Here is a 21,271-nt window from a genome sequence, read left to right as displayed (position 1 = left end):
GCCCCGAGCCCCGAGCTAGAGCCGGAGCCCGAGCCAGGGCCCGAGCCAGAGCCAGAGCCAGAGCCAGAGCCAGAGCCCCGAGCCCCGAGCCCCGAGCCCCGAGCTCCGAGCCCCGAGCCCCGAGCTAGAGCCGGAGCCCGAGCCAGGGCCCGAGCCAGAGCCAGAGCCAGAGCCAGAGCCAGAGCCAGAGCCAGAGCCAGAGCCAGAGCCCCGAGCCCCGAGCCCCGAGCCCCGAGCTAGAGCCGGAGCCCGAGCCAGGGCCCGAGCCAGAGCCAGAGCCAGAGCCAGAGCCAGAGCCAGAGCCAGAGCCAGAGCCAGAGCCAGAGCTAGACCCAGGGCCGGAGCCCGAGCCGGAGCCTGCCGCTCACCTAAGGCGAGCTGATCTGGGCCGTGCTGGGCCAATCCAGCCTGAGCCGAGCTGGGCCCCCACCCTCAACTGTGGAATTCCCCCGCGTCCACGTTCAAGCTCTGCCCCGTGATCGCCCCGGCCAGGTCCGAGGCCAGGAACAGCGCCGCGTTGGCGACCTCGCCCGGTTCCGGCAGCCGCCGCAGGTCGAAGTCCGCCGCGGTCTCGGCATAGATCTGCTCCAGCGGCACGCCTCGCTCAGTGGCCTGATACTGGAACCAGCCCTTCAGGGCGTCGGTCCAGATGTAGTTCGGCACGACCGTGTTCACGCGCACTCCGCGCGGGCCGAGTTCGGTGGCCAGGCTGCTGCCCAGCGAACGGAGGGCTGATTTCGACATCTTGTACGCGCCGAAGTTCGGGCGGGAGTGGTGGACCACGCCGGAGCTGATCATCACGATCGAGCCGTGGTGGTCGGCCAGGGCCGGGGCCAGGAGTTGGACCAGGCGGAGGGTGGCGAAGACGTCGGTTTCCAGGGCGGTGCGGAGTGCGTCGAGGTCGAGGGTGGTCAGGTCGGTCATGGCGGGGACCGCGAAGGCGTTGGCGACCAGGACGTCCAGGCGGCCGAAGGCCTCGACCGCGAGGTCGGCCAGGGCGCGGCGCGCGGTGTCGTCGGTGATGTCGGTCGGGACGGCCAGGGCGCGGCGGCCGGTGGCCTCGACCTCGGCGGCGACCGTCTTCAGCGTGGTCTCGGTGCGGGCCGCCAGTACCACGTCGGCGCCCGCCGTCGCGGCTCGGACCGCGATCTCGCGGCCCAGTCCCGGCCCGACGCCGGAGATCAGCACCACCTTGTCCTTCAGCAGTCCCGGAGTCGTCACGGCGGCCTCGGTCATGGGATCTCGTCCTCTCACTCTCGCTCGTCACCGGGAGCCGGTCAGGCGGGCCGGGGCCGGCGCGGCGGCGCCCTCCGCCACGGCCGGGGGCACGGCGGCCGGGCCGGCCGGGCCGCGCAGTGCGTTCAGCAGGACCCGGACCACCATGCCCGGGCGCATCAGACTCTCGGGACGGTCGAGCATCCCGGCCGCGCGCATGTAGGCGGCCGTCACCGAGCCGTCGCGGGTGGCGGCGACCTGGACCATCGCCAGGTAGCGCTGCCCCATCCGGACCTTGAAGTCCCGCTTGCCCTCGACGCCGGGGAAACCCAGGTCCACGGTGCGCGTCATCTCCCACGGCGGGTCGATGACGTCGCGCGCCAGGTCGCGGAAGTACTGCAGGGAGTCCGGCATCGCCCCGGAGTGCAGGTGGTGGCGCAGCGTCAGCGCGGACAGCGCCGCGACCGTCATGCCCTGGGCGTAGACCGGGTTGAAGCAGGACACCGCGTCGCCGATCACCAGCAGCCCGGCCGGGAACCGGCCCATCCGCTCGTAGTGGCGGCGCTGGGTGGTGGGGAAGCGGAAGGCGACCGGCTCGTCCAGCGGCTCGGCGTGCTTCAGCGCCTCGTGGATGTCCGGGACCGGCAGGCCCTTGACGAACTCGTACAGGCCCTGCTGGTCGGTCGGCGGGTGGTCGCCGAGGATGCCGTAGACGGTCAGCAGGGTCTTGCCGCCCTCGGTCTTGGTGAAGATGGCGCCGCGCGGCACGTCGGGGGAGGCGACCGGGATGATCGCCAGGTCGCCCGCGTAGGGGTCGGCCGTCATCCGGTAGTTCTGGGTGACGTAGCCCAGCCCGATGTTGGTCCGCTCCTCCTCGACCCGCGGGTAGCCCATCTCCTCCAGCCACACCGGGGTGCGCGATCCGCGCCCGGTCGCGTCCACCACCAGGTCGGCGGCGATCGTCTCCCCGGCCCGGCCGGCCGGCTGCACCTTCACGCCGGTCACCCGGGCGTGGTCGGCGGTGGCCTCCAGTCCCAGGATGTCGCAGCGCTCGACGAACCGGATGTTCGGCAGCTCGGCGGTGCGCTCGCGGATCCGGCGCTCCATCAGCGGCGCCGAGGCGGGCACCGCGATGTAGCCGATGTCGGCGCGCTTGACCGGGCGGCCGCGGAAGTACCAGCGCACCGAGCCGGAGAAGTCGCCGAACGGGGTGCCGTCGGCGATGAGCTGGTCGGTGATGCCGGGGTAGAGCTCCTCCATCACCACCCGGCCGCGCACGTGCATGGCGTTGATGTGCTTGCCCTGCGGACGTCCGCGGCGCGGGCCGTCGACGCCGGTGACGGTGTCCCGGTCGACGACCAGGACCTCGTCGTAGGCCTCGGCGAGCACCCGGGCCGCGAACAGCCCGGCGATGCTGCCGCCGAGCACGACGGCGCGGGTCGGATCGCCGTCGGACGCCGGCCGGGGGTCTTGGTCGAGCATCTCGCCCACCTCCTGGGGGATCGGGTCGGTCGGGTGTGGAATCGGGCGGGTGGTGATTCGGGCGGGGCGTGGGGATCGAGCGGGCTCGGGCGGTGGCCGCGTTCGCCCCTGGGCTTCACGATGTGGCCCGGGGCCCGGGACGGGCATCTCCTGGATTGCGGGCCGAAGTGGCACTGTCATCCCTGTTCAGAGCACTCCGGAACACGCCGAGCCGCCGGAGCGGGTCGCGCTCCGGCGGCTCGGCCAACGCCGATCAGGTCGATCAGGCGGATCAGGCGGATCAGGCGGCGCTGTTCGCAGGGCTGTTCTGATACGCGGTCAGCAGCCACTGGCCGTCCCGCTTGACGAGCAGCCACGAGGCGCGGATCGCCCGCTCGTGGGACACCTTCTCGTCACCGGGGTGCAGCACGCCGCCCGCGGTGACCACCAGGGCCGCGTCCTCGGTCAGGAACTTCACGCCGATCGGGGCCCCGGTCACCCGGGTGCCCTTGAACGGGCCCTGGAACCCGGCGGCCATGAAGGAGCGGATCTCCTCCCGGCCCTCCCGGTACAGCCCGGGCAGGATCATCGTGCCGTCCTCGGTGAACGTCTCGGCGAAGGCGTCGGCGTCGTGGTCCGCCCAGGCCTTGATGATCCGGCCCGGGACGGCGGCCACGGCGGCCTGGTCCTGGGGCGTCGGAGCGATGCTGTTGGTGCGGGACATGTCGGCTCCCTTGTGAGCGCGGTCGGGTTCTCGGCGGTCTGGAAGAGGTGCCAGAAAGAGACGCCGGGAAGAGGTGCCAGAAAGAGGCACCAGGAAGAGGTGCGATAAAGAGGTGCGATAAAGAGGCGGCGTCCGGGCCCTCACACCGCCGCGGCCTTCGCCGCGACGTCGCGCGCGAAGCTCGCCAGGTCCGGGTCCTCGAACAGATCGCCCATGTCGACCTGCACCCCCAGCTCCTCCTCGATCCGGGCGACGATGCGCACCGCCGAGATCGACTGTCCGCTGAGCTCGAAGAACGTGGCGTCGGCCGGGCTCCCCTCCGGAATGCTCAGCACGTCGTGCCAGATCTCGGCGACCCGGCGTTCGATCTCGGTCGCGTCCAGCGCTTCCGGCAGACCGTTTGCCATGACAACCTCCTACTGCGGGGTCGGATGAGTGCCGTACCGGATCCGGTCCGGCGGTCGGGGCTCGCAGAGGCGGCTGTTGCGGCCGACCGCGCCGGCGACCGCCCGCGTCGCCACGGGGCGTGCCGACGCCGGATGCGCCCGGCGGTTCGGGATCAGCGTCGCTCCGGAGGGCTCGCGGGGGCATCTTTGAGCTTGCGGTCGGAAAACGACGCGGCCACCGGGCATCGCGCACCACGAATATCAGGAGACTGACAAAAAGGCGCTATTCGTGGCCGGGCAGCGCCCAGGCCGCCACCGTCCCCATCAAGGCGACTCCCGCCAGCGCCCACGCCACCGGCACCACGGCCCCCGACGCCCCGTCGAGCCGCAGCTGGTGCCGGGCCACGACCAGGGCGCCGACCGTGGCGACCCCCAGCACCCCGCCGAACAGGTGCACGGTGTCCAGCAGCCCCAGGACCGGCGCCGACGCCCTCCGCCCCCTGGCTCCCACCCCTTCCGCGGCCTCCCGCGCCGCCGAGACCGCCAGCCCCGCCCCGAATCCGGTGGCGGTCAGCGCCCCGAGCAGCGGCCAGTGCCCCGGTCGGGGTCCGCCGGCCAGCGCCAGCCACACCAGCGCGAGTGTCTGGACCGCGAGCCCGGCCGCGGCGAGGCCGCGTGCCCCGGCCGTGGTGCGGCTCCCTACCGGACCGCGGCTCCCTACCGGACCGCGGCTCCCTGCTGGACCGCGGCCCCCACCCCGACCACGGCCCCCACCCCGACCACGGCCCCCACCCGGATGCCGTTCGCCGCCACCACCCTCATCGCCCCCGGGTCTCGCCCTCCGCCCCAGCACCGCGAACACCCAAGCCCCCGGCACCAGTGCCGCCGTGGTCGCGGCCAAGTCCAGCGCCGTCATACAGGGCCCGTCGCCGGTCACTTCGGGGAAGTACCGGGCAAGCAAAAACAGTCCGCCGCACAGCGACGCCGACACGCACAACTGCGCCGCGTTCACAGCGATGAACACCCGCGCGTGCAACCCGCCCAGCGGCACGTGCCACGCCAGTTGGAAGCCGGTCGCCATCAGTCCGACCGCCAGGGCGGTCAGTGTCTGCGTGCTCCACCACCCGGCGTCCTGTCCGTTCGTCACGGTCCAGGCCAGTCCCAGCACCCCGACCCCGATGGCCAGCCGCCCGGGCAGGTCCAGGCGCGGCTGCGGCCCGGCGAGGCCGGTGCCGGCCTGCGTCTCTCGCGTCCGGGCCGCTGCCGTCGGGCTCATCGATACCCTCGCCAGCGCCGACTCCCGCACCAGCGCCGCGGCCCCCACGGCGCCCACTGCCCCGAGCACCGCGCCGGCCGCGAACAGCCAGCGCCAGCCGCCGATCTCGACCAGCACCCCGCCGGCCAGCAGCCCGGCGGTGGGTAATGTCACTCCGGCGCCGCTGAACGGACGCCGGCCGGCCTCGGGCGGTAAGAGCCCGGCCGGCGGACTGGCGGCCGCGGACACCGCCAGCGCGCACGCCGCCCCCTGCACCGCCCGCCAGGCGATCAGGAAGCCGATGGTGCAGGCGGCGGCGCAGCCGGTCGAGGCGACGGCCGCCAGCCCCAGTCCCAGGCCGATGACGCATCCGTGCCCGTACCGCGCGCCGAGCGCCGCGCCGCAGGGCAGCAGCACCGCGTACGCCAGCGGGTACGCGTTCAGCGTCCACACCAGCGCCGCCGTCGAGGCGTGCAGATTCATCCGGAGCTTGTTCAAGGCCACGGCGATGGCCACGGTGTCGGTGACCGCCAAGGACACCGTCAGCCGCGCCACACCGAGCGCCAAGCGCTGTCGAGACGTCATACTCCCGCTTTCCCAGTCGCGATGGCTCCTGGCGCAGCCCAGCGTGAGTAAGCGCGAAGGCACCGCCGCTCCACGCCGCGGGATCTCCCGTGACGTGACATGCAGAAGTCGGCATCAGTAAACCAGCGCTCTGGTTCACCTTCCCGAGATATCCGCATCCAGAGCACGTTGGAACAAAACGCCTGCCGAGTCTTGCCCGCCCGGGGTTCCGGAGGTAGGCGGCGGCCTGCTCGGGCGCCGTGCCCCGGCCGCGATCCGGAAAGCGGCCCGGACCCCGCATTGGGCAATCCGGGATAAATCCGAGCCCTGCGAAGTTGCCAGACTGAGACCCGGCTCCCAGGAAAGGACTCCTCCGATGGCGCCCTCGCGTGCGACCCTCATCACCGGCTGCTCCTCCGGCATCGGCCGGGCCGCCGCCCTCCGCCTGCACCAGGCGGGCCTGCCCGTCTACGCCACCGCCCGCGACGTCGCCGCCCTCGCGCCGCTGGCCGCCGCCGGTATCCGGACCCTGCGGCTCGACGTCACCGACGAGGCCGCGGCGGACGCCGCCGTGAAGCGGGTCGTCGAGGACCACGGCGCCGTCGGCGTCCTGGTCAACAACGCCGGCAGCGGGATCCACGGCGCCGTCGAGGACGTGCCGCTGGCGACCGTCCGCGGCTCCTTCGAGACCAACCTGTTCGGCGCGCTCCGTCTGACCCAGCTCGTCCTGCCCGGCATGCGCGAGCAGAACGCCGGCCGGATCGTGAACATCTCCTCGATCCTGGGCCGGTTCTCGCCGCCCGGCGGCAGCCTGTACCACGCCACCAAGCACGCGCTGGAGGCCTACAGCGACTCCCTCCGCATGGAGGTCGCCCCGTTCGGCGTCCGGGTGTCGTTGATCGAGCCCGCGACCGTGCGCAGCAGCTTCTTCGCCACGGCGGTCATGCAGTTCGCCGGGCAGCCGGGCCCGGCCTACCAGCGCTTCTACGACGACCTCGCGGCCTGGGCCGTCGCCGTCCACGAAGGCCGCACCACCGCCGGCCGCCTCGCGGTGACGCCGGAGAAGGTGGCGGCGGCGATCGAGCGCGCGGTCCTGTCCCGCCGCCCGCGCGTCCGCTACCCGGTCGGCCCGCTGGCCCGCGGCGCGCTGAGCCTGCGCCGGCTCCTCCCGGACAGCGCCTTCGACCTGTTCGTGGCCCGACAGTTCCCGTCACAGCCGCGCTGACCGCGTCGTCACGGTGACATGCCCGAGATGCCGACCTACCGCTCCACATACCACCACGGCAACCTGCGCGTCGCGCTTACGGAGGCCGCGCTGGACCTGGCCCGTCGCGGGGGACCGCACGCGGTGACCGTGCGCGGCGCCGCCCGGCAGGTCGGCGTGACCCCGACGGCCGCCTACCGCCACTTCGCAGAGGTCGACGAGCTGCGCTCGGCGGCGAAGGACAGGGCTCTGATGTCGTTGTCGGAGGCGATCGACGGGGCGCTGCGCCAGGTGGGCGCGGACGCCGATCCCGGTGCGAACGCCGATCCTGTTTCCGGCGCCGATCCCGTGACAGCGGCGGTGGCCCGCGTCCGCGCCGTCGCCGACGGCTACATCGCGTTCGCCCGCGGCCGCCCGGGCCTGTTCGCCATGGCCTGCCACGGGACCGTCGAAGCTGTCAAAGCCCTGATGACGGCCCGCGTCGCGCCGTCGATGGAAGACCTGTCCGCGAGCCATCCCGGCCTCGACTTCGCGCTCTGGTCCTCCGTGCACTGCCTCGCCGTCCTGGGCATCGGCCAGGACCAGCCGGACGCCTCGGCCGACGCCGTCCTGGACGCCGTGCTGGCCTGGATCGCCGGGTCCTGATGCGGAACCGGGCCCGGTTTCTCATGCTCCTGTTATGAACCCGGGCCACACTTCTCGGATGCGCGTCCTGGTGATCGAAGACGACGAGGAGCTGGCCGAGACGATCGGGGTCGGGCTGCGCCGCCGGAGCATGGCCGTCGACCTGGCCTTCGACGGCCCCGCCGGCCTGGAGAAGGCCCAGCTCAACCGCTACGACGTCATCGTGCTGGACCGCGACCTGCCCGGCCTGCACGGCGACCGCGTCTGCGCGGAGGTCGTCGCGGGCGGGGGAGAGGGCCGGATCCTCATGCTGACCGCGGCCGCCGCGATCGGCGACCGGGTCGAAGGACTGGCCCTCGGCGCCGACGACTACCTGCCCAAGCCCTTCGCGTTCGCGGAACTGGCCGCGCGGATCCAGGCGCTGGGGCGGCGCGCGCATCCCGCCGTGGCGCCGGTGCTCCGGCACGGCGATCTGGAACTCGACGTGGCGCGGCATCGGGTGCGACGGGCCGGCCGGCCGCTCGATCCGGGGCCGAAAGAGTTCGGCGTCCTCGAAGTCCTGCTGGCCGCCGCCGGCCGCGTGGTGTCGGCCGAGGAGCTGCTGGAACGGGTGTGGGACGACCAGGCGGACCCGGTCACCACGGCGGTGAAGGTGACTGTCAGCAGGCTGCGTCGCAGACTGGGCGACCTGCCGGTGATCGAGACCGTGGCCCGATTCGGCTACCGGATCGGATCGGACCGCACCGCACCGGATCGCAGCGCGCCGGATCAAACGGAACCCGACTCGGTCTGATGGGCGGTCCGCGACGGCATGGGGCCCGCACGCGGCTCACGGCCTTGTACGGCGCGCTGTTCCTGGTTTCCGGCGGCGCCCTGCTCGCCGTCGTGAACATCCTCGTCGCCCGAACCGCCGACACCGCCGTCTACTCCGCGCGCCAGCCACCTGGCGTCACAGAATCAGAACCCGTATTCAAGGCCGAGTCAGTCCCGGCCTCGGCCCACGACCTCCAAGCCCGGCTGGGCCAACTGCACGCGGCCGACCTGCACCAGTTCGCCGTCCGGTCCGCTCTCGCCCTCGGCCTGACGACGCTCGCGGCGGTCGCCCTCGGCTACTTCGTCGCGAGCTGCGCACACCCCTGGCGCGGCAGCGCGCGATCGCGGAGGTGGCGCTCGACGATCCCGAGGCGTCCGCCGACACGCTGCGCGCCGCGCACGAGCGGATCGTGGTGGCGAACGCCCAGCAGGAGCGCGTCATCGAAGCCTTGCTCGCCCTGGCCCGCGGTCAGGCCGGCACCGACCGTCGCGAGCCCGTCGATCTTGCCGCCCTTGCTCGCAACGCCCTGACAGCGTGCACAGCGCATTCACCGGCCGACATCGCGGTCCATGCGGACCTGCGCACCGCGCCGACTCTGGGTGATCCGAACCTGGCCGAGCGTCTCATCGCCAACCTCATGGACAACGCGCTGCGCCACAACGTCCCCGGCGGCGACATCCGGGTCGAGACCCGGGTCGACGGTGGCCGAGCCGTCCTGATCGTTCGGAACAGCGGACCGGTGATCCCGGCGGACGCCGTCGACCGTCTCTTCCAGCCCTTCACCCGCCTGGACGAGGACCGCACGGCACGCGGCGACTCGGCCTGTCGATCGTGCAGGCGATCGCCGATGCCCACGACGCCGTGGCGTTCCGCCGCCGTTGCTGTGCCCGTAGCGGTCAAGGCCTGAGCTCAGGCCTCGCATAACGGGAAGGCGTACTGAGATCGAACATGCCGCCCTGCAAACCGTTGCGCCGCTGAAGTTCGGCCCAGTAGACGGGATCCAGATAGATGGCCGGGTTCGGACGCGACATCGTCAGGTCCTCGGGCCGGCCCGGATAGAATCCGGCGTCTACGAGGGCGCCGAGCGGTACCCCGCAGTCGACGTTGACCGGCCGGCCGGATGGTCCCGGCGCGACGATCGGGAAGACGTTCCCGGCGTCGAACGCCCCCAGCCAGGTGCCGGCGGTCGGGATGACCACGCCGCGCGGGTACGCCGCCAGCCTCGCGGCCAGGCCGCCGGGGTCGTCGGCCAGGGGCACCAGCGTCACGACCGAGAACACCCGCCGACCGGTCCGCTGCTCGATGAGCGACACCAGGCCGTCCGGCGCTGGGGACGAGGGCTGGGATGAGCGCTGGGCTGCGGTCTGGCTCGGGGGCTGAGCCACGGGTGCCCGGTGTGTCACGTGCCCGGCACCGTAGCAGATCAAGGCTCTGCGTCCCTTCTTCAGCACCTCGCGCTGGATCAGCGACGCGGCGAACGCGTCGCGCCCGTTGCGCAACGCGAGCACCTGGTCCGGCGTGGTGGTCGCCGACCAGTCGATGGGGGAGTCCCCGAGCAGCAGCCGGACCTGGCGGTTGTTCGGCCGCCGCCAGTTGACGGCTCGCAGGATCCTGATGAAGTCCTCATAAATCGGCTCGTCCCCGGTCGCCAGCGGCGAGTTCGTCGAGTCCCGCCAAAGCGGCCGCAGCTCGGCGGCGGCCACCGCCTGCCCGGCGACGAACCGGTCCGCGACCGGTTGGAAGCGCGCGTTGCCGCCCTCGATCACGATGTCGTCGACGAGATCGGGCAGGCGCGGATCGGTGAGCACCGACACCAGCGCGTCATGGTGCTCCCGAAGGCCGTGGACCTTGCCGAGGGCGACCAGGCGGTGCCGTTCCAGCGCGTCGAAGACGGTGTCCGCGAGGGTCGAGAGGCCCGCCGTGCTCGCGGTGTACTCGGCGTGCCCCGATCCGGTGGAGGCGGCCCGGGCGGTGTCGCCGAGGCCGCCGACCGCGCCGATCCCGGCCAGGGACGCCCCGATCAGTCCGCGGCGTGACAGCCGGGCGCCGACGCGGGGCGGGACAGAGTTCTGGTTCGTTGTCATGAATCGCGGTTCTACCGGCGGCGCGGTTGCGGCCCGGTGACACCGCCGCCGGAATTGGTCCAGACCGATTGGTCCAGACCCTTGACGACCGACCGGCCCCGGCAGTTCAATCACGTCGTAGCAAAAGGTGGTGAGAAGGGCTGCCCGATCGTTCCCCACCGATCATGCCCTGATCAAGCTGCGAACACCTACCCCCACCACATCCACCGCAAGGGGTGCTCCGTGTTCGAAAACTCCCCCCACCCGGACCGGGCGAACGGAAGGCGCCGACATCGACTCAGGACCCTGATCTGCTCCACGGCCGCCGCCGCGCTCGCCGCCTCCGGGCTGGCGCTGCTCACCGCGCCGGCCGCGCACGCCGCGAACGAGTCGGTCAACATCTGGCTGACCACCACCAGCGACTCCGGCGGCCGGAACGTCACCCGCGGGCTCCAGCAGCAGGCCCCGATCGCGTTCTCGGCCGGCACCAGCGGCGCCGGGCAGGCCGTCACGGTCGACGAGAACACCCGCTACCAGCAGTTCACCGGCGCCGGCGCGTCCTTCACGGACACCGCGGCCTGGCTGATCAACAGCAGCGGGGCGCTGTCCGCGTCCACCCGCAACACCCTGATGAACAACTTGTTCAGCCCCAGCACCGGCATCGGGCTGGACTTCCTGCGCAACCCGATGGGCGCCTCGGACCTGGCGCGCTACAGCTACAGCTACGACGACATGCCGGCCGGGCAGACCGACGCCTCGCTCGCGCACTTCTCGATCAGCCACGACCTGGCCGACGTGCTGCCGCTGACCAAGCAGGCCCGTGCGCTCAACCCGGACGTCAAGGTCATGGGCAGCCCTTGGTCCGCGCCGCCGTGGATGAAGGACAGCGGCGCCTACAGCCAGGGCTACCTGCAGTCGCAGTACTACGCCGCCTACGCGCAGTACTTCGTGAAGTACCTCCAGGCCTACCAGGCCCAAGGCGTGCCGATCGACTTCGTCTCCGTGCAGAACGAACCCACCTGCTGCTCGGGCTACCCCTCGATGCAGTGGAACGGCTCGGGGCTCGACTACTTCACCGGCACCAACCTGCTGCCGGCCCTGCACGCCGCGGGCCTGTCGACGAAGGTGCTGGCGCTGGACTGGAACCCCGACACCTACGCCTCCTACGGCGCGCCGACCGTCAACGACACCGCGGTCCGCAACGACCCGAACTTCGGCGGCATCGCCTGGCACGGCTACGGCGGCAGCGTCACCACGCAGACGGACATCCACAACCAGTACCCGTCCGTCGACGCCTACGACACCGAGCACTCCGGCGGCACCTGGATCGGCAACCAGCAGCAGGAGGACATGAACAACATCATCGACTACACCCGCAACTGGGGGAAGTCGGTGGTGAAGTGGTCGCTGGCGGTGGACCAGAACATGGGCCCGCACAACGGCGGCTGCGGCACCTGCTCCGGCCTGGTGACCGTCCACAACGGCGACAGCGTCAGCGGCCGGGTCGACTACAACATCGAGTACTACGACATGGGCCAGCTCACCAAGTTCGTCCGGGCCGGCGCCTACCGCGTCGCCTCCACCGCGAACAGCAGCGTCCCCAACGTCGCCTGGAAGAACCCGGACGGCTCCAAGGCCGTGGTCGCCTACAACGAGTCCGGCAGCACCCAGACCTTCACCGTCAACTGGGGCAACGAGCACTTCAGCTACCAGCTGCCGGCCCAGACCTCGGCGACCTTCGTCTGGAGCGGCACCCAGGGCACCGGCGGGGGCGGCGGCGGCAGCGGGACCGGCCAGATCGTCGGCTACGGCGGCAAGTGCGTGGACGTCGCCGGCGCCAGCTCCGCGAACGGCGCCGCGGTCCAGCTCTACGACTGCAACGGCACCGCCGCGCAGCAGTGGACCATCGCCGCCGACGGGTCGATCCAGGCCCTCGGCAAGTGCATGGACATCACCAGCGCCGGTACAGCGAACGGGACGCAGGTGCAGTTGTACGACTGCAACGGCACGGCCGCGCAGAAGTGGCAGCACCAGAGCAACGGCGAACTCGTGAACCCGAACTCCGGACGGTGCCTGGACGCCACCGGGCCGAGTTCGGCGAACGGGACCAGGCTCCAGATCTGGGACTGCTTCGGATCGGCGAACCAGCAGTGGACGATTCCGACCTGAGGGTCGGGATTGGAGGGTGGTGACGGTCGGGGGCTGGAGTCCCAGGGCTGAAGTCCCAGGGCTGGAGGTCCAGGCTGAAATACCTGGGCTGAGATGCCAGGGCTGAGATACCTGGGCTGAGATCCCAGGATCGGAGTCCCCCGGCCGAGGCCGGAACCGGGGCCGGAGTTCGGCGGAACGCTCGCCGGGCTCCGGCCTCCGCCGATGATCTGGCTGTTTCCTCTAGAATGTGGAGACATGCCTCGTACCATCGCCACGAATACCGCCGTCGACCTCGAAGGCCTGCTGGAGTTCGTCCGACCCCGGCACCGGGCCCTGCTCATCACCCGGCGCGCCGACGGCTCTCCGCAGGCCTCCCCGCTCACCTGCGGCGTCGACGACTCCGGCCGCCTGGTCATGTCGACGTATCCGGAGCGGGCGAAGACCACCAACGCCCGCCGCGACTCCGCGGTCAGCGTCGTCGTCCTGTCCGACGAGTGGAACGGCCCCTGGGTGCAGATCGACGGCGACGCCGAGGTCCTGGACCTGCCGGAGTCCGTCGAACCCCTGGTCGAGTACTACCGGAACATCGCCGGCGAGCACCCGGACTGGGACGAGTACCGCGAAGCCATGGTGAAGCAGGGCAAGTCCCTGATCCGGGTCACGCCGCGCCGCTGGGGCCCGGTCGCCACCGGCGGGTTCCCCGCGCGGCTCGCGGACTGAGTGCCCGGTGTACCGCTACCGTACCGCCGCGTCGATCAGCACCGCCGCGGCCGCCCGCGCCTGACCGGCCGCCTCCGGCGTGCCGTTCAGCGCCGCGGTGGCCATGGCGCCGTTCGCCAACACCAGCAGCTGGTCGGCCAGCGCCTCGGGCAGCTCCGCGGCGTCGACCAGTTCGCTGAGATAGTCGCGCAGCGCCAGCTTGTGACGGCGCCCGACCGTCAAGACGTCCTGCGACGTCCCACCGAGCTCGCCCGCGGTGTTCAGGAACATGCAGCCGCGGAAATCCGGCTCGGCGAACCAGCCCGCCAAGTAGTCGAACACCGCGAGAACGCGATCCCGCGGTGATCCCGACGCCGCGTTGGCGTCGACGAACCCGGTGATGGCGCTGCGGACATCGAGGTCACGCTTCTCCAGGACCGCGTGCAGCAGATCCGCCTTGGACGGGAACTCGCGGTAGAGCCGCTTGAGCGGCACGCCGGACGCGTCACGGATGGCGTCCATCCCCACGCCCTGCACCCCGCGCGCGTTGAACAGGCGCTCGGCGGCGTCCAAAGCCCGGTCGACATCGGCCTGATCGGTCATCAGCAGAACCCTCCTCCGCATCGGTTGCGGCGAGAACGATCGTTCCCCTACTCTACTCACAGACGCTGAGAACGCTCGTTCTCGCCGACTGAGAGAGGAACACCCCATGTCACAACGCCCGCCACTGCCGCCGTTCACCGAACAGACCGCCCGCCAGAAGGTCCAGATGGCCGAGGACGCCTGGAACACCCGGGACCCCGAGAGAGTGGCCCTGGCCTATACCGAGGACACGGAGTGGCGGAACCGCGACGTGTTCCTGAACGGCCGCGCCGAAGTGATCGACTTCCTGCGCGGCAAATGGGAACGCGAACTCGACTACCGCCTCCGCAAAGAGCTGTGGTCCTACACCGACAACCGCATCTCAGTGCGCTTCGAATACGAATGGCACGACGCCACCGGTCAATGGTTCCGCTCCTACGGCAACGAGCAGTGGGAGTTCTCCGCCGACGGCCTTATGAGCCGCCGCTACGCCTCCATCAACGATGTCCGCATCAGCGAGGCGGACCGGCGTATCGCGACCGGGAGCTGACACCGACCGGGAGCTGACACCGACCGGCCCCGATCTGCGCGTCGCGAGCCGCCAGGACATCCTGCTCGCCCACGCGAAGAACCAGAACCCTGTTGCGCCCCCGCAGCCGAACGAGCGCCCCCCGCCCCCTACCGCAGCCCTGCCCGCTCCTCGATCAGCGTCGTCGCCGCCTCGTCCAGCGCCATCCGCATCAGGGCCAGTACCGAGTCCAGGGCCAGGGGGCGCAGCCGGTCCAGGCCGCTGAGGATGTCGGGCCAGGAGTCGGCGGGGTAGCCGGCGGCTTCGAACGGGGCCCAGATCTGGTCCATGTACAGCTGGACGAAGCCGCGGGCTACCGCTTGTACGTGTGTGCGAGCCTCGGATGCCGCCTTCAGGGCGTTGGCCGGGGGGATGCCCAGGGCCATCAGTTCGGCGCCGATCCGGGTCAGGCGGGGTGAGCGCTCCTCGTAGCGGCCGTTGCCCAGCGGGCGGAGCAGGCCCAGGTCGACTGCCGCGTCCAGCAGGGCCGCGCTGGCGTCGGCGCGGTCCTCCAGGCCGGGGAACAGGGTGTGGATGTCCTCCAGGCGTACTACGCGCCGTTCTTCGTCGTCGAAGACCTGGTGCACGGCCGCGGCGAAGGACATGAACTCGGCGCCGCCGCCGAGCATCCGGCGGATCGACTCCAAGGTGAAGCCGTCGGCCTGGAGGCGCTTGATCTGCTCCAGCCGGGCCAGGTGCTCGGGTCCGTAGAAGCCGACCCGGCCGCGGACGGTGGGGGCCGGCAGCAGGCCGCGGGACTGGTGCTCGCGGATGTTGCGGACCGTCATCCCGGACAGGCGCGCGAGTTCGTCGACGCGGTACTCCTCGTCGCTCACCCCGTGCGCCTTCCCGCTGCGGTCCTGTCCCGTACCTGTAAGGGGACTGAGTTCAGGACATCACCCGATCCGCTGATGGCTGGTCGGAACTTGGTACCTGCGATGATACTTGATCTGATCTCTCGATCCAGGTTTGCGGAGTGGGGGCCATGAGCGACAGAGGAACCGTACGGTCCGGGCGGCGTGTCGATGCCGCGCGCCTGCCCGCCGACCTGGTGGAGCTCATAGCCGGGCTGGCTCCGGGCGAGGTGCTGACGATCACTCGCGACGGCGAGGACCTCGCGCGGGTCACCGGGGCCGGCGGTCCGCTGGAGGGCACGGTCATCCGGTCCGGGACCGGTTCCGGAACCGGTTTCGGGAGTCCGGCCGGTGACGTTCCGCAGCCGGTCCACCACGCGGAGGTGACGGTCGTGGCCACCGCGATGAAGCTCTCCGAGACCGTCCGCACCTCCCTGTCCACCGAGCTCGGCGCCGACTACATCGTGCTCGACATGGAGTCGGCCCCCGACACCGTGGACATCCTGCTGGTCCCGCCGATCAGCCCGCAGCTGCTCGGCAGCCTGCGCGAGCGGTTCCCCCGGGCCCGCGTGATGGTCGCCGAACTCGACGACCCGGAGCTCGGCATCAGCTACAAGGGCCCGGTGCAGCGGCTGCTCGACTCCGGCGCCGACGCCTATCTGGCCTCGACCACGCTGCCCCGCCTGGCCCGCCAGCTCGACCGGGCCATCACCCACCGGACGCAGCTCACCGCCGATTCCCCGCGCCTGGCGATCGAGCCGCGCGGCGGCTTCTGACGTTCCTGACGCGCGCCGGTTCTGGGCCCGCGCCGGTTCTTGGCCCGCGCCGCCCGGCCCGCGCCGGATCCTGACAGACGGGCACCGCCCGCGACCCGAGGGCCGCGGGCGGTGTCGAACAGTACTGACTCGCTCCGAGCGGATCAGGACACGGTCACGTCGTCATACAACGTGTAGGTCGGGTCCCCGGGGTAGTTGTCGTCCTTGCTGGTCAGCGTCAGCGTGTACGAGTGCCCGGCGGTGACCGCCTTCGTGACCTGCTTCCACCCGGCGCCCAGCGTGCACGTCTTGGCCAGCACCGTGGACGTGGTGCCCGAGGTGTTGTCCTTCAGCGTCACGGTGGCCCAGTCGTAGGCGACGGTGTCCGGGCAGGTCACGTTGTACCAGAACGCCAGCGTCGTCGAGCCGGTCGCCGCGGTGAACGTCTGCGCGATCGAGGAGGTGCCGCTCGGGTTCACCGAGCCGACCATCGCCGCGGAGGTGCCCGAGTGCGGGCCGCTGGTGGTGGCGGTGGCACTGCCGACGGTGGTCGTCCACCCGCTCAGCCCGTTGGTCTCGAACCCGCCGTTGGTGATGCCGCCGCCGCTGGTGCCGGTCACCGTGAAGGTGAACGACGTGTTCCCGGAGGCGTTGGTGCTGTCCTTGGCGGTCACCGTCACGGTGCTGGTGCCCGCGGTCGTCGCGGTCCCGGAGATCAGCCCCGAGGAGCTGATCGACAGCCCGGCCGGCAGCCCGGTCGCCGTGTAGGTCAGCGTCTGGCTGCTGTCCGAGTCATGACCGGTGATCTGCAGGTTCACCGCGGTGTTCACCGCGACCGACTGGTTGCCGGGGTTGGTCACGGTGACGGTGTTGCCCGCGTTCGGGTTGCTGAGCAGGCAGCCGGGCAGCGTCAGGTCGATGGCCCGCGAGGAGTTCAGGCAGGTGGTGACCCAGTACAGCTCCTGGCCGTAGCCCTGGCCCTTGGTGGCCGTGGTGGTGCCGTTGCTGTTCACCTCGCAGGGGTTGTTGAGCGTGCAGACCTGGCCGTCCTCGTTGATCGTGTTGTTGACGCCGATCACCGCGCCGGTGCCGGTGTCCACGACCGGGGAGCCGGAGCTGCCGCCGATGACCTCGCAGCCGCCGTTCATGTCGTAGCGCAGCGAGTCGTGCCAGGTCCACTGGTCCTCGCGGACCGTCCCGGCGAAGCCGTTCAGGTTGCAGGCCCAGATCCGCTTCCAGTACGCCGACGGGATCGAGATGGCCTCGGCCGAGGTCGGGTGGCTGGCCGATATCGTCATCGGCGTCGCGCCGTACTGGCTGCTGATGGCAGCGAAGGTCTTGGTGAGCTCGTAGATGGCGATGTCGGTGTTCGTCATCGTCGCGTAGAGCAGCTTGTCCGCCTGCACGGTGCCCAGTGAGCCGCCGGACGAGTTCAGCAGCGTCCCAGTACGGCTGCTGTTCACGTTCTGCAGCACCTGTCCGGCCGAGGGCTCACCGCCCTCCCAGCAGTGCCCGGCGGTGAGCATCAGAGCGCGGTCGCTGCTCTGCGAGGACGGGTAGCGGACGAGCGAGGCCGAGCAGTCGTCCAGGGCGATGGTGTTCGCCAGGGTGACGGCGGCCAGTGGCGCGGCCGCCGGCGCGTGGCCGGCGGTGGAGCTGGTGGCGGTGCCCGTGGTGCCTGCCGGGCCCGCCGAGGCGGCGGACGCGGTCAGGGCGACCGCGACGGTCACAGCCGTTGCGGCGAGCAAGGCCGCTGTTCGCTTGAGCATGGGATCTCCATGTGGCGATGGTGTGGCGATGATGTGGTGGCATGCCGATCGGTAGCCGGATCGTAGGGACGGATCGGGCGAGTGTCAACGAGTCCTGATATAAAGTGCCGCTGGCGTGCGCCTGCGCGGTTTCGACCCGTTTCGGCGAAACGATTTCGCGATCCGGCGGGAGTCGCGATCGGCCCGGGCGCGCGGCCGCCTGATCGGCATCGCGGTCGGCGCCATGGTGCGCGGCGCCTGCCGCCGGGCGCGCGCCCGCGGGCCGCGCCCCCGGCCCGGGAGCGAGCTTTCCCCTATTGGCCGCCGGGCCCCATCCGCCGATCAGTACTCTGACCAGTCGTCGGGCCCGGCCGGCCCGCTCCCGCCCCACCCTCCACAGATCGGGATCACATGGCGACGTTGTCGGGCAAGTCGGTGCTGGTGACCGGGGCCAACCGGGGAATCGGCAAGGCGGTCGTGGCCGAGCTGCTGGAGCGCGGCGTGGCCCGCGTCTACGCCGGCACCCGCCAGCCGCTCGACCATCCCGACGGTCGGGTCGTCCCGCTGACCCTGGACATCACCGACTCCGCGCAGGTCGCGGCGGCCGCCGAGACGGTGGGCCCGCTCGACCTGCTGGTCAACAACGCCGGCCTGGCGCTGCTCGGCGACGACCTGAGCGACGACGCGATGCTGGAGCAGCACATGGCCGTGAACCTGTTCGGGACGTACCGCGTCACGCAGGCGTTCCTGCCCGCGCTCCTGGAATCCCGCGGCGCGATCCTCACCATGCTGTCCACGTCCTCGTGGGCCAACATGCCGCTGCTGCCGGGGTACTCGGTCTCCAAGGCCGCCTCCTACTCGCTGACCCAAGGTTTGCGCGCGCATCTGGCGCCCCGGGGCGTGCGCGTGCACGCGGCGATCATCGGCGTCGTCGACACCGACATGACAGCACTCTTCGACATCCCGAAGGCCGCGCCGGACGACGTCGCGAGGCGCATCCTCGACGGCCTGGAGCGCGACGAGGACGAGATCTTCCCGGACGTGAACTCCGAGATGCTCGCCGAGCCCTGGCAGGGCGGCTTCCTGAAGGCGATGGAGGTCGAGTACGCGGCGCTGGTGGCCGCGCCCGCGCCCACGCCCGACGCGGCGGAGTGAGCCCAGCCGACTCGGCCGACCCGGCTGACGACGAACACCATCAGCACCCTCAGAGCAGCATCTCGGGCTCGCCGGCCTCCGCCTCCGGGCCCGCCAGCTCGGCGGCGAGCCGCTGCGCCAGCCCGGTGTTCCGGGGCTGGCCGGCGACCTCCACCGCCAGTCGCAGGGCCTTGCGCTGCCCGACCAGCACCACCGACGTCTTGGCCCGCGTGACCAGCGTGTAGAGCAGCGAGCGCCGCAGCAGCAGCCCGCCGGACTCGGTGGTGATCGGCGCCACCACGAACGGGTACTCGCTGCCCTGCGAGCGGTGGACGCTGATCGCGTACGCGTGCAGCAGGTCCTCCAGCTCGTCGAAGTCGTGGGCGACGGTCTCGTTGTCCTCGGTGAGCACGGTCAGCGTCCGGTCCTCGGGGCTGATCGCGGTGACGGTCCCGGTGGTGCCGTTGAACACTCCGGCGCGCCCCTTGAGGTAGTCGTTGCGGATCTGCGTCACCGCGTCGCCGACCCGGAACACCGTCGCGCCCGACCAGTGCTCCGGGCGGCCCTCCATCGCCGGGTTCAGCCGCTCCTGGATGCGGCGGCCGAGCTCGATCGTGCCGGTGTGGCCCTTGCGCGACGGGCACAGCACCTGGACCTGGGTGTGGTCCACGCCCTGCTTGGCCGGGATCAGGTGGGTGGCGATCTCCACCACGCGGTCGGCGACCGCCGCCGGGTCGTCGCAGTCCTCGAACCAGAAGCCGGGCGCGGCGTGCAGCACCGGCGGGCGGCCCTGGCGGATCAGGTGCGCGTTGGTGGTGATGGAGCTGCCGGCGGCCTGGCGGAAGACGTGGGTCAGCCGGGTGTGCGGGACCCCGGGCACCCGCAGCAGGTCGGCCAGCACCCGCCCGGCGCCGATCGAGGGCAGCTGGTCCTCGTCGCCGACCAGCAGCAGGTGGCTGCCCGGGACCAGGCGGGAGGCGAGCTTGGCGGCCAGCGACACGTCCAGCATCGACGCCTCGTCCACCACGATCAGGTCGGCGTAGAGCGGGTCGTCGTCGAACAGGGCGCCGCTGTCCAGGCCGTCCTTCTTGTCGGCGACCAGGCGGTGCACGGTCATCGCCGGGCGGCCGGTGAGCTGGGCCAGGCGCTTGGCCGCCTTGCCGGTCGGGGCGGCCAGCGTGACCTTGCCGCCGCCGGCGCGGACCAGCGCGGCGATGGTGTCGACGGTGCGGGACTTGCCGCAGCCGGGGCCGCCGGTGAGGACGGAGACGGTGTGGGTGAGGGCCATGCGGACGGCCGCGAGCTGCTGGGGGTGCAGCCCCTCCGCCGCCTCCCCCTCCTCCGCCCGCTCTGCCTGCTCCTCCCGCTCTGCCTGCTCCTCCCGCTCCGCCGCCTCCAGCGCGTCCATCCGCCGGAGCACCGCCTTCGGCAGATCCGACGCGGCCTGCGCCAACGCGCCCAACGCTTCGGCGACCCGCCGCTCGCGGTCCCACATCCGCCGCTCGTACACGGCCTGCCCGGCGCCGATCCCGGTGTCGATGACGATCCGCCGCTGCTCGGCCAGCGCGTCGACGGCCTGGCGCACCAGCAGCTGGTCCTGGCCGAGCAGCGCGACGGCGGCGGCCAGCAGCGAGGCGTAGGGCAGATAGCAGTGCCCGGAGACGGCGGCGGCGGCGTCCAGCCGGTCCAGCACCGCCGCGCGGGCCCGCACCGGCGAGTCCTCCGGAATGCCGGAGGCCATCGCGATCTTGTCGGCGGTCGTGAACCCGATGCCCCGCACCGCCTCGATCAGCCGGTACGGATCCCCGGTGACGATCTCCGCCGAGGAGTCCCCGAACTCGCCGTAGATCTTCACCGCGTAGCTCGGTCCGATGCCATAGCCCTGCAACAGCACCATCAGCTCGCGCACCTGCTTGTGGGCGATCCAGGAGTCGACGATCAGATCCTTGCGGCCCGGCCCGATGAGGTTCACTTCCAGCAGCCGCTCCGGCGTCTCGTCGATGACCTCCAGCGTCCGCGCCCCGAAGGCGTCCACGATCGCCGCCGCCAGCTTCGGCCCGATCCCGCGCACGATGCCCGAGGCCAGATACAGCCGGATCGCCCGCACCCCGGACGGCGCGGTCGGCTCGCAGACGTCGACCGCCAGCTGGTCGCCGTACTTGGCATGCGTGACCCACGCGCCGCGCACCCGCACTGTCTCGCCGGGCTGCACCCCCGACAGGGGCCGTCCGGAGACGATCAGCTCGGTGCCGTCGGTGCCGGTCACGCGCGCGACGGTGTAGCCGTCCGGGCGCACGGCGATGAGCCGGTCGACCGAGCATTCCAGCCATTCCGGCTCGTCCGGCACCGGCAGCCCTCCTCCGTGTACCACGTCACGCCACGTCCGACGGTAGCAAGGCGGACCCACGGACCGGCCGCCGGGCGGCCCCGACCCGCCCGGCGGCGGCGCGTTCCGAGCCGTCCATGAGCG

General features: G+C 71.7%; 20 protein-coding genes. 9 read left to right on the top strand and 11 right to left on the bottom strand.

What is annotated here, in order from left to right:
* Window positions 1–432: 432 nt before the first annotated feature.
* The 5 genes from ABD481_RS35005 to ABD481_RS34985 all read right to left on the bottom strand — a co-directional run bounded on the left by ABD481_RS35005 (window position 433) and on the right by ABD481_RS34985 (window position 5,626).
* On the bottom strand, window positions 433–1,236 hold the full coding sequence (locus tag ABD481_RS35005) for an SDR family oxidoreductase (RefSeq protein WP_344670135.1): 804 nt from the start codon (window positions 1,234–1,236) through the stop codon (window positions 433–435).
* Between the two features lie 27 nt (window positions 1,237–1,263).
* Complete coding sequence (locus tag ABD481_RS35000; RefSeq protein ID WP_344670134.1) at window positions 1,264–2,697, bottom strand: FAD-dependent oxidoreductase; 1,434 nt, start codon at window positions 2,695–2,697, stop codon at window positions 1,264–1,266.
* Window positions 2,698–2,977: 280 nt separating this feature from the next.
* Entirely contained in the window at window positions 2,978–3,400 is a 423-nt protein-coding gene (locus ABD481_RS34995; RefSeq protein ID WP_344670133.1) for an SgcJ/EcaC family oxidoreductase, read from the bottom strand.
* 140 nt (window positions 3,401–3,540) lie between these two features.
* On the bottom strand, window positions 3,541–3,807 hold the full coding sequence (locus tag ABD481_RS34990) for a phosphopantetheine-binding protein (RefSeq protein ID WP_344670132.1): 267 nt from the start codon (window positions 3,805–3,807) through the stop codon (window positions 3,541–3,543).
* Window positions 3,808–4,069: 262 nt separating this feature from the next.
* Window positions 4,070–5,626, bottom strand: coding sequence for an MFS transporter (locus ABD481_RS34985; RefSeq protein WP_344670131.1), 1,557 nt, complete (start codon window positions 5,624–5,626; stop codon window positions 4,070–4,072).
* A 355-nt stretch (window positions 5,627–5,981) separates the two neighbouring features.
* Between ABD481_RS34985 and ABD481_RS34980 the strand changes: the two genes are divergently transcribed.
* The 3 genes from ABD481_RS34980 to ABD481_RS34970 are packed head-to-tail and all read left to right on the top strand — an operon-like array spanning window position 5,982 to window position 8,226.
* The gene (locus ABD481_RS34980; protein WP_344670130.1) at window positions 5,982–6,830 is read left to right on the top strand and encodes an SDR family NAD(P)-dependent oxidoreductase; all 849 of its coding nucleotides are present in this window, start codon (window positions 5,982–5,984) and stop codon (window positions 6,828–6,830) included.
* A gap of 18 nt (window positions 6,831–6,848) precedes the next feature.
* Entirely contained in the window at window positions 6,849–7,454 is a 606-nt protein-coding gene (locus ABD481_RS34975; protein ID WP_344670129.1) for a TetR family transcriptional regulator, read from the top strand.
* Window positions 7,455–7,512: 58 nt separating this feature from the next.
* The gene (locus ABD481_RS34970) at window positions 7,513–8,226 is read left to right on the top strand and encodes a response regulator transcription factor (protein WP_344670128.1); all 714 of its coding nucleotides are present in this window, start codon (window positions 7,513–7,515) and stop codon (window positions 8,224–8,226) included.
* A gap of 188 nt (window positions 8,227–8,414) precedes the next feature.
* On the opposite strand, the gene ABD481_RS34965 is transcribed toward ABD481_RS34970, so the two are convergent.
* Window positions 8,415–8,567, bottom strand: a complete 153-nt coding sequence (locus ABD481_RS34965; protein WP_344670127.1) for a hypothetical protein — start codon at window positions 8,565–8,567, stop codon at window positions 8,415–8,417.
* Window positions 8,568–8,596: 29 nt separating this feature from the next.
* Between ABD481_RS34965 and ABD481_RS34960 the strand changes: the two genes are divergently transcribed.
* Complete coding sequence (locus tag ABD481_RS34960; RefSeq protein ID WP_344670126.1) at window positions 8,597–9,154, top strand: sensor histidine kinase; 558 nt, start codon at window positions 8,597–8,599, stop codon at window positions 9,152–9,154.
* On the opposite strand, the gene ABD481_RS34955 is transcribed toward ABD481_RS34960, so the two are convergent.
* Window positions 9,144–10,331 (bottom strand): hypothetical protein, encoded by a 1,188-nt coding sequence (locus tag ABD481_RS34955; RefSeq protein ID WP_344670125.1) that lies wholly within the window; start codon window positions 10,329–10,331, stop codon window positions 9,144–9,146. The two genes, ABD481_RS34960 and ABD481_RS34955, sit on opposite strands and share 11 nt — an antisense overlap.
* Window positions 10,332–10,616: 285 nt before the next feature.
* Between ABD481_RS34955 and ABD481_RS34950 the strand changes: the two genes are divergently transcribed.
* Both ABD481_RS34950 and ABD481_RS34945 read left to right on the top strand, forming a co-directional pair.
* A complete protein-coding gene (locus ABD481_RS34950) occupies window positions 10,617–12,479 on the top strand; it encodes a ricin-type beta-trefoil lectin domain protein (protein ID WP_425559368.1) in 1,863 nt (620 codons plus the stop codon).
* 237 nt (window positions 12,480–12,716) lie between these two features.
* Window positions 12,717–13,181, top strand: a complete 465-nt coding sequence (locus tag ABD481_RS34945; RefSeq protein ID WP_344670124.1) for a PPOX class F420-dependent oxidoreductase — start codon at window positions 12,717–12,719, stop codon at window positions 13,179–13,181.
* A 15-nt stretch (window positions 13,182–13,196) separates the two neighbouring features.
* On the opposite strand, the gene ABD481_RS34940 is transcribed toward ABD481_RS34945, so the two are convergent.
* Window positions 13,197–13,763: a TetR/AcrR family transcriptional regulator gene (locus tag ABD481_RS34940; protein ID WP_344670123.1), complete on the bottom strand. Its 567-nt coding sequence runs from the start codon at window positions 13,761–13,763 to the stop codon at window positions 13,197–13,199.
* 106 nt (window positions 13,764–13,869) lie between these two features.
* Between ABD481_RS34940 and ABD481_RS34935 the strand changes: the two genes are divergently transcribed.
* Window positions 13,870–14,292 (top strand): nuclear transport factor 2 family protein, encoded by a 423-nt coding sequence (locus ABD481_RS34935; protein ID WP_344670122.1) that lies wholly within the window; start codon window positions 13,870–13,872, stop codon window positions 14,290–14,292.
* Between the two features lie 128 nt (window positions 14,293–14,420).
* Here ABD481_RS34935 and ABD481_RS34930 read toward each other — a convergent pair whose 3' ends face one another.
* Window positions 14,421–15,146, bottom strand: coding sequence for a MerR family transcriptional regulator (locus tag ABD481_RS34930; RefSeq protein ID WP_344670121.1), 726 nt, complete (start codon window positions 15,144–15,146; stop codon window positions 14,421–14,423).
* A 149-nt stretch (window positions 15,147–15,295) separates the two neighbouring features.
* Here ABD481_RS34930 and ABD481_RS34925 point away from each other — a divergent pair, with 149 nt between their 5' ends.
* Window positions 15,296–15,940 carry a hypothetical protein gene (locus ABD481_RS34925; RefSeq protein ID WP_344670120.1) on the top strand — a complete coding sequence of 215 codons (645 nt, stop codon included), beginning with the start codon at window positions 15,296–15,298 and terminating at the stop codon, window positions 15,938–15,940.
* Window positions 15,941–16,083: 143 nt separating this feature from the next.
* Here the strand turns inward: ABD481_RS34925 and ABD481_RS34920 are convergent, their stop codons facing one another.
* The gene (locus ABD481_RS34920; protein ID WP_344670119.1) at window positions 16,084–17,688 is read right to left on the bottom strand and encodes a putative Ig domain-containing protein; all 1,605 of its coding nucleotides are present in this window, start codon (window positions 17,686–17,688) and stop codon (window positions 16,084–16,086) included.
* A 390-nt stretch (window positions 17,689–18,078) separates the two neighbouring features.
* Between ABD481_RS34920 and ABD481_RS34915 the strand changes: the two genes are divergently transcribed.
* Window positions 18,079–18,822: an SDR family NAD(P)-dependent oxidoreductase gene (locus ABD481_RS34915; RefSeq protein WP_344670118.1), complete on the top strand. Its 744-nt coding sequence runs from the start codon at window positions 18,079–18,081 to the stop codon at window positions 18,820–18,822.
* Window positions 18,823–18,871: 49 nt separating this feature from the next.
* Here ABD481_RS34915 and recD2 read toward each other — a convergent pair whose 3' ends face one another.
* Window positions 18,872–21,148 carry an SF1B family DNA helicase RecD2 gene (gene recD2, locus ABD481_RS34910; protein WP_344670117.1) on the bottom strand — a complete coding sequence of 759 codons (2,277 nt, stop codon included), beginning with the start codon at window positions 21,146–21,148 and terminating at the stop codon, window positions 18,872–18,874.
* Window positions 21,149–21,271 lie beyond the last annotated feature (123 nt).

Source organism: Catenulispora yoronensis (assembly GCF_039531695.1).
Lineage (GTDB): Bacteria > Actinomycetota > Actinomycetes > Streptomycetales > Catenulisporaceae > Catenulispora > Catenulispora yoronensis.
This window is presented reverse-complemented; position numbering and strand designations above follow the sequence as displayed.

What these genes read in the sequence shown, in the direction of transcription:
- ABD481_RS35005 (WP_344670135.1), bottom strand. Translation starts at nt 1,236, where the DNA reads ATGACCGAGGCCGCCGTGACGACTCCGGGACTGCTGAAGGACAAGGTG.
- ABD481_RS35000 (WP_344670134.1), bottom strand. Translation starts at nt 2,697, where the DNA reads ATGCTCGACCAAGACCCCCGGCCGGCGTCCGACGGCGATCCGACCCGC.
- ABD481_RS34995 (WP_344670133.1), bottom strand. Translation starts at nt 3,400, where the DNA reads ATGTCCCGCACCAACAGCATCGCTCCGACGCCCCAGGACCAGGCCGCC.
- ABD481_RS34990 (WP_344670132.1), bottom strand. Translation starts at nt 3,807, where the DNA reads ATGGCAAACGGTCTGCCGGAAGCGCTGGACGCGACCGAGATCGAACGC.
- ABD481_RS34985 (WP_344670131.1), bottom strand. Translation starts at nt 5,626, where the DNA reads ATGACGTCTCGACAGCGCTTGGCGCTCGGTGTGGCGCGGCTGACGGTG.
- ABD481_RS34980 (WP_344670130.1), top strand. Translation starts at nt 5,982, where the DNA reads ATGGCGCCCTCGCGTGCGACCCTCATCACCGGCTGCTCCTCCGGCATC.
- ABD481_RS34975 (WP_344670129.1), top strand. Translation starts at nt 6,849, where the DNA reads ATGCCCGAGATGCCGACCTACCGCTCCACATACCACCACGGCAACCTG.
- ABD481_RS34970 (WP_344670128.1), top strand. Translation starts at nt 7,513, where the DNA reads ATGCGCGTCCTGGTGATCGAAGACGACGAGGAGCTGGCCGAGACGATC.
- ABD481_RS34955 (WP_344670125.1), bottom strand. Translation starts at nt 10,331, where the DNA reads ATGACAACGAACCAGAACTCTGTCCCGCCCCGCGTCGGCGCCCGGCTG.
- ABD481_RS34945 (WP_344670124.1), top strand. Translation starts at nt 12,717, where the DNA reads ATGCCTCGTACCATCGCCACGAATACCGCCGTCGACCTCGAAGGCCTG.
- ABD481_RS34940 (WP_344670123.1), bottom strand. Translation starts at nt 13,763, where the DNA reads ATGACCGATCAGGCCGATGTCGACCGGGCTTTGGACGCCGCCGAGCGC.
- ABD481_RS34935 (WP_344670122.1), top strand. Translation starts at nt 13,870, where the DNA reads ATGTCACAACGCCCGCCACTGCCGCCGTTCACCGAACAGACCGCCCGC.
- ABD481_RS34925 (WP_344670120.1), top strand. Translation starts at nt 15,296, where the DNA reads ATGAGCGACAGAGGAACCGTACGGTCCGGGCGGCGTGTCGATGCCGCG.
- ABD481_RS34920 (WP_344670119.1), bottom strand. Translation starts at nt 17,688, where the DNA reads ATGCTCAAGCGAACAGCGGCCTTGCTCGCCGCAACGGCTGTGACCGTC.
- ABD481_RS34915 (WP_344670118.1), top strand. Translation starts at nt 18,079, where the DNA reads ATGGCGACGTTGTCGGGCAAGTCGGTGCTGGTGACCGGGGCCAACCGG.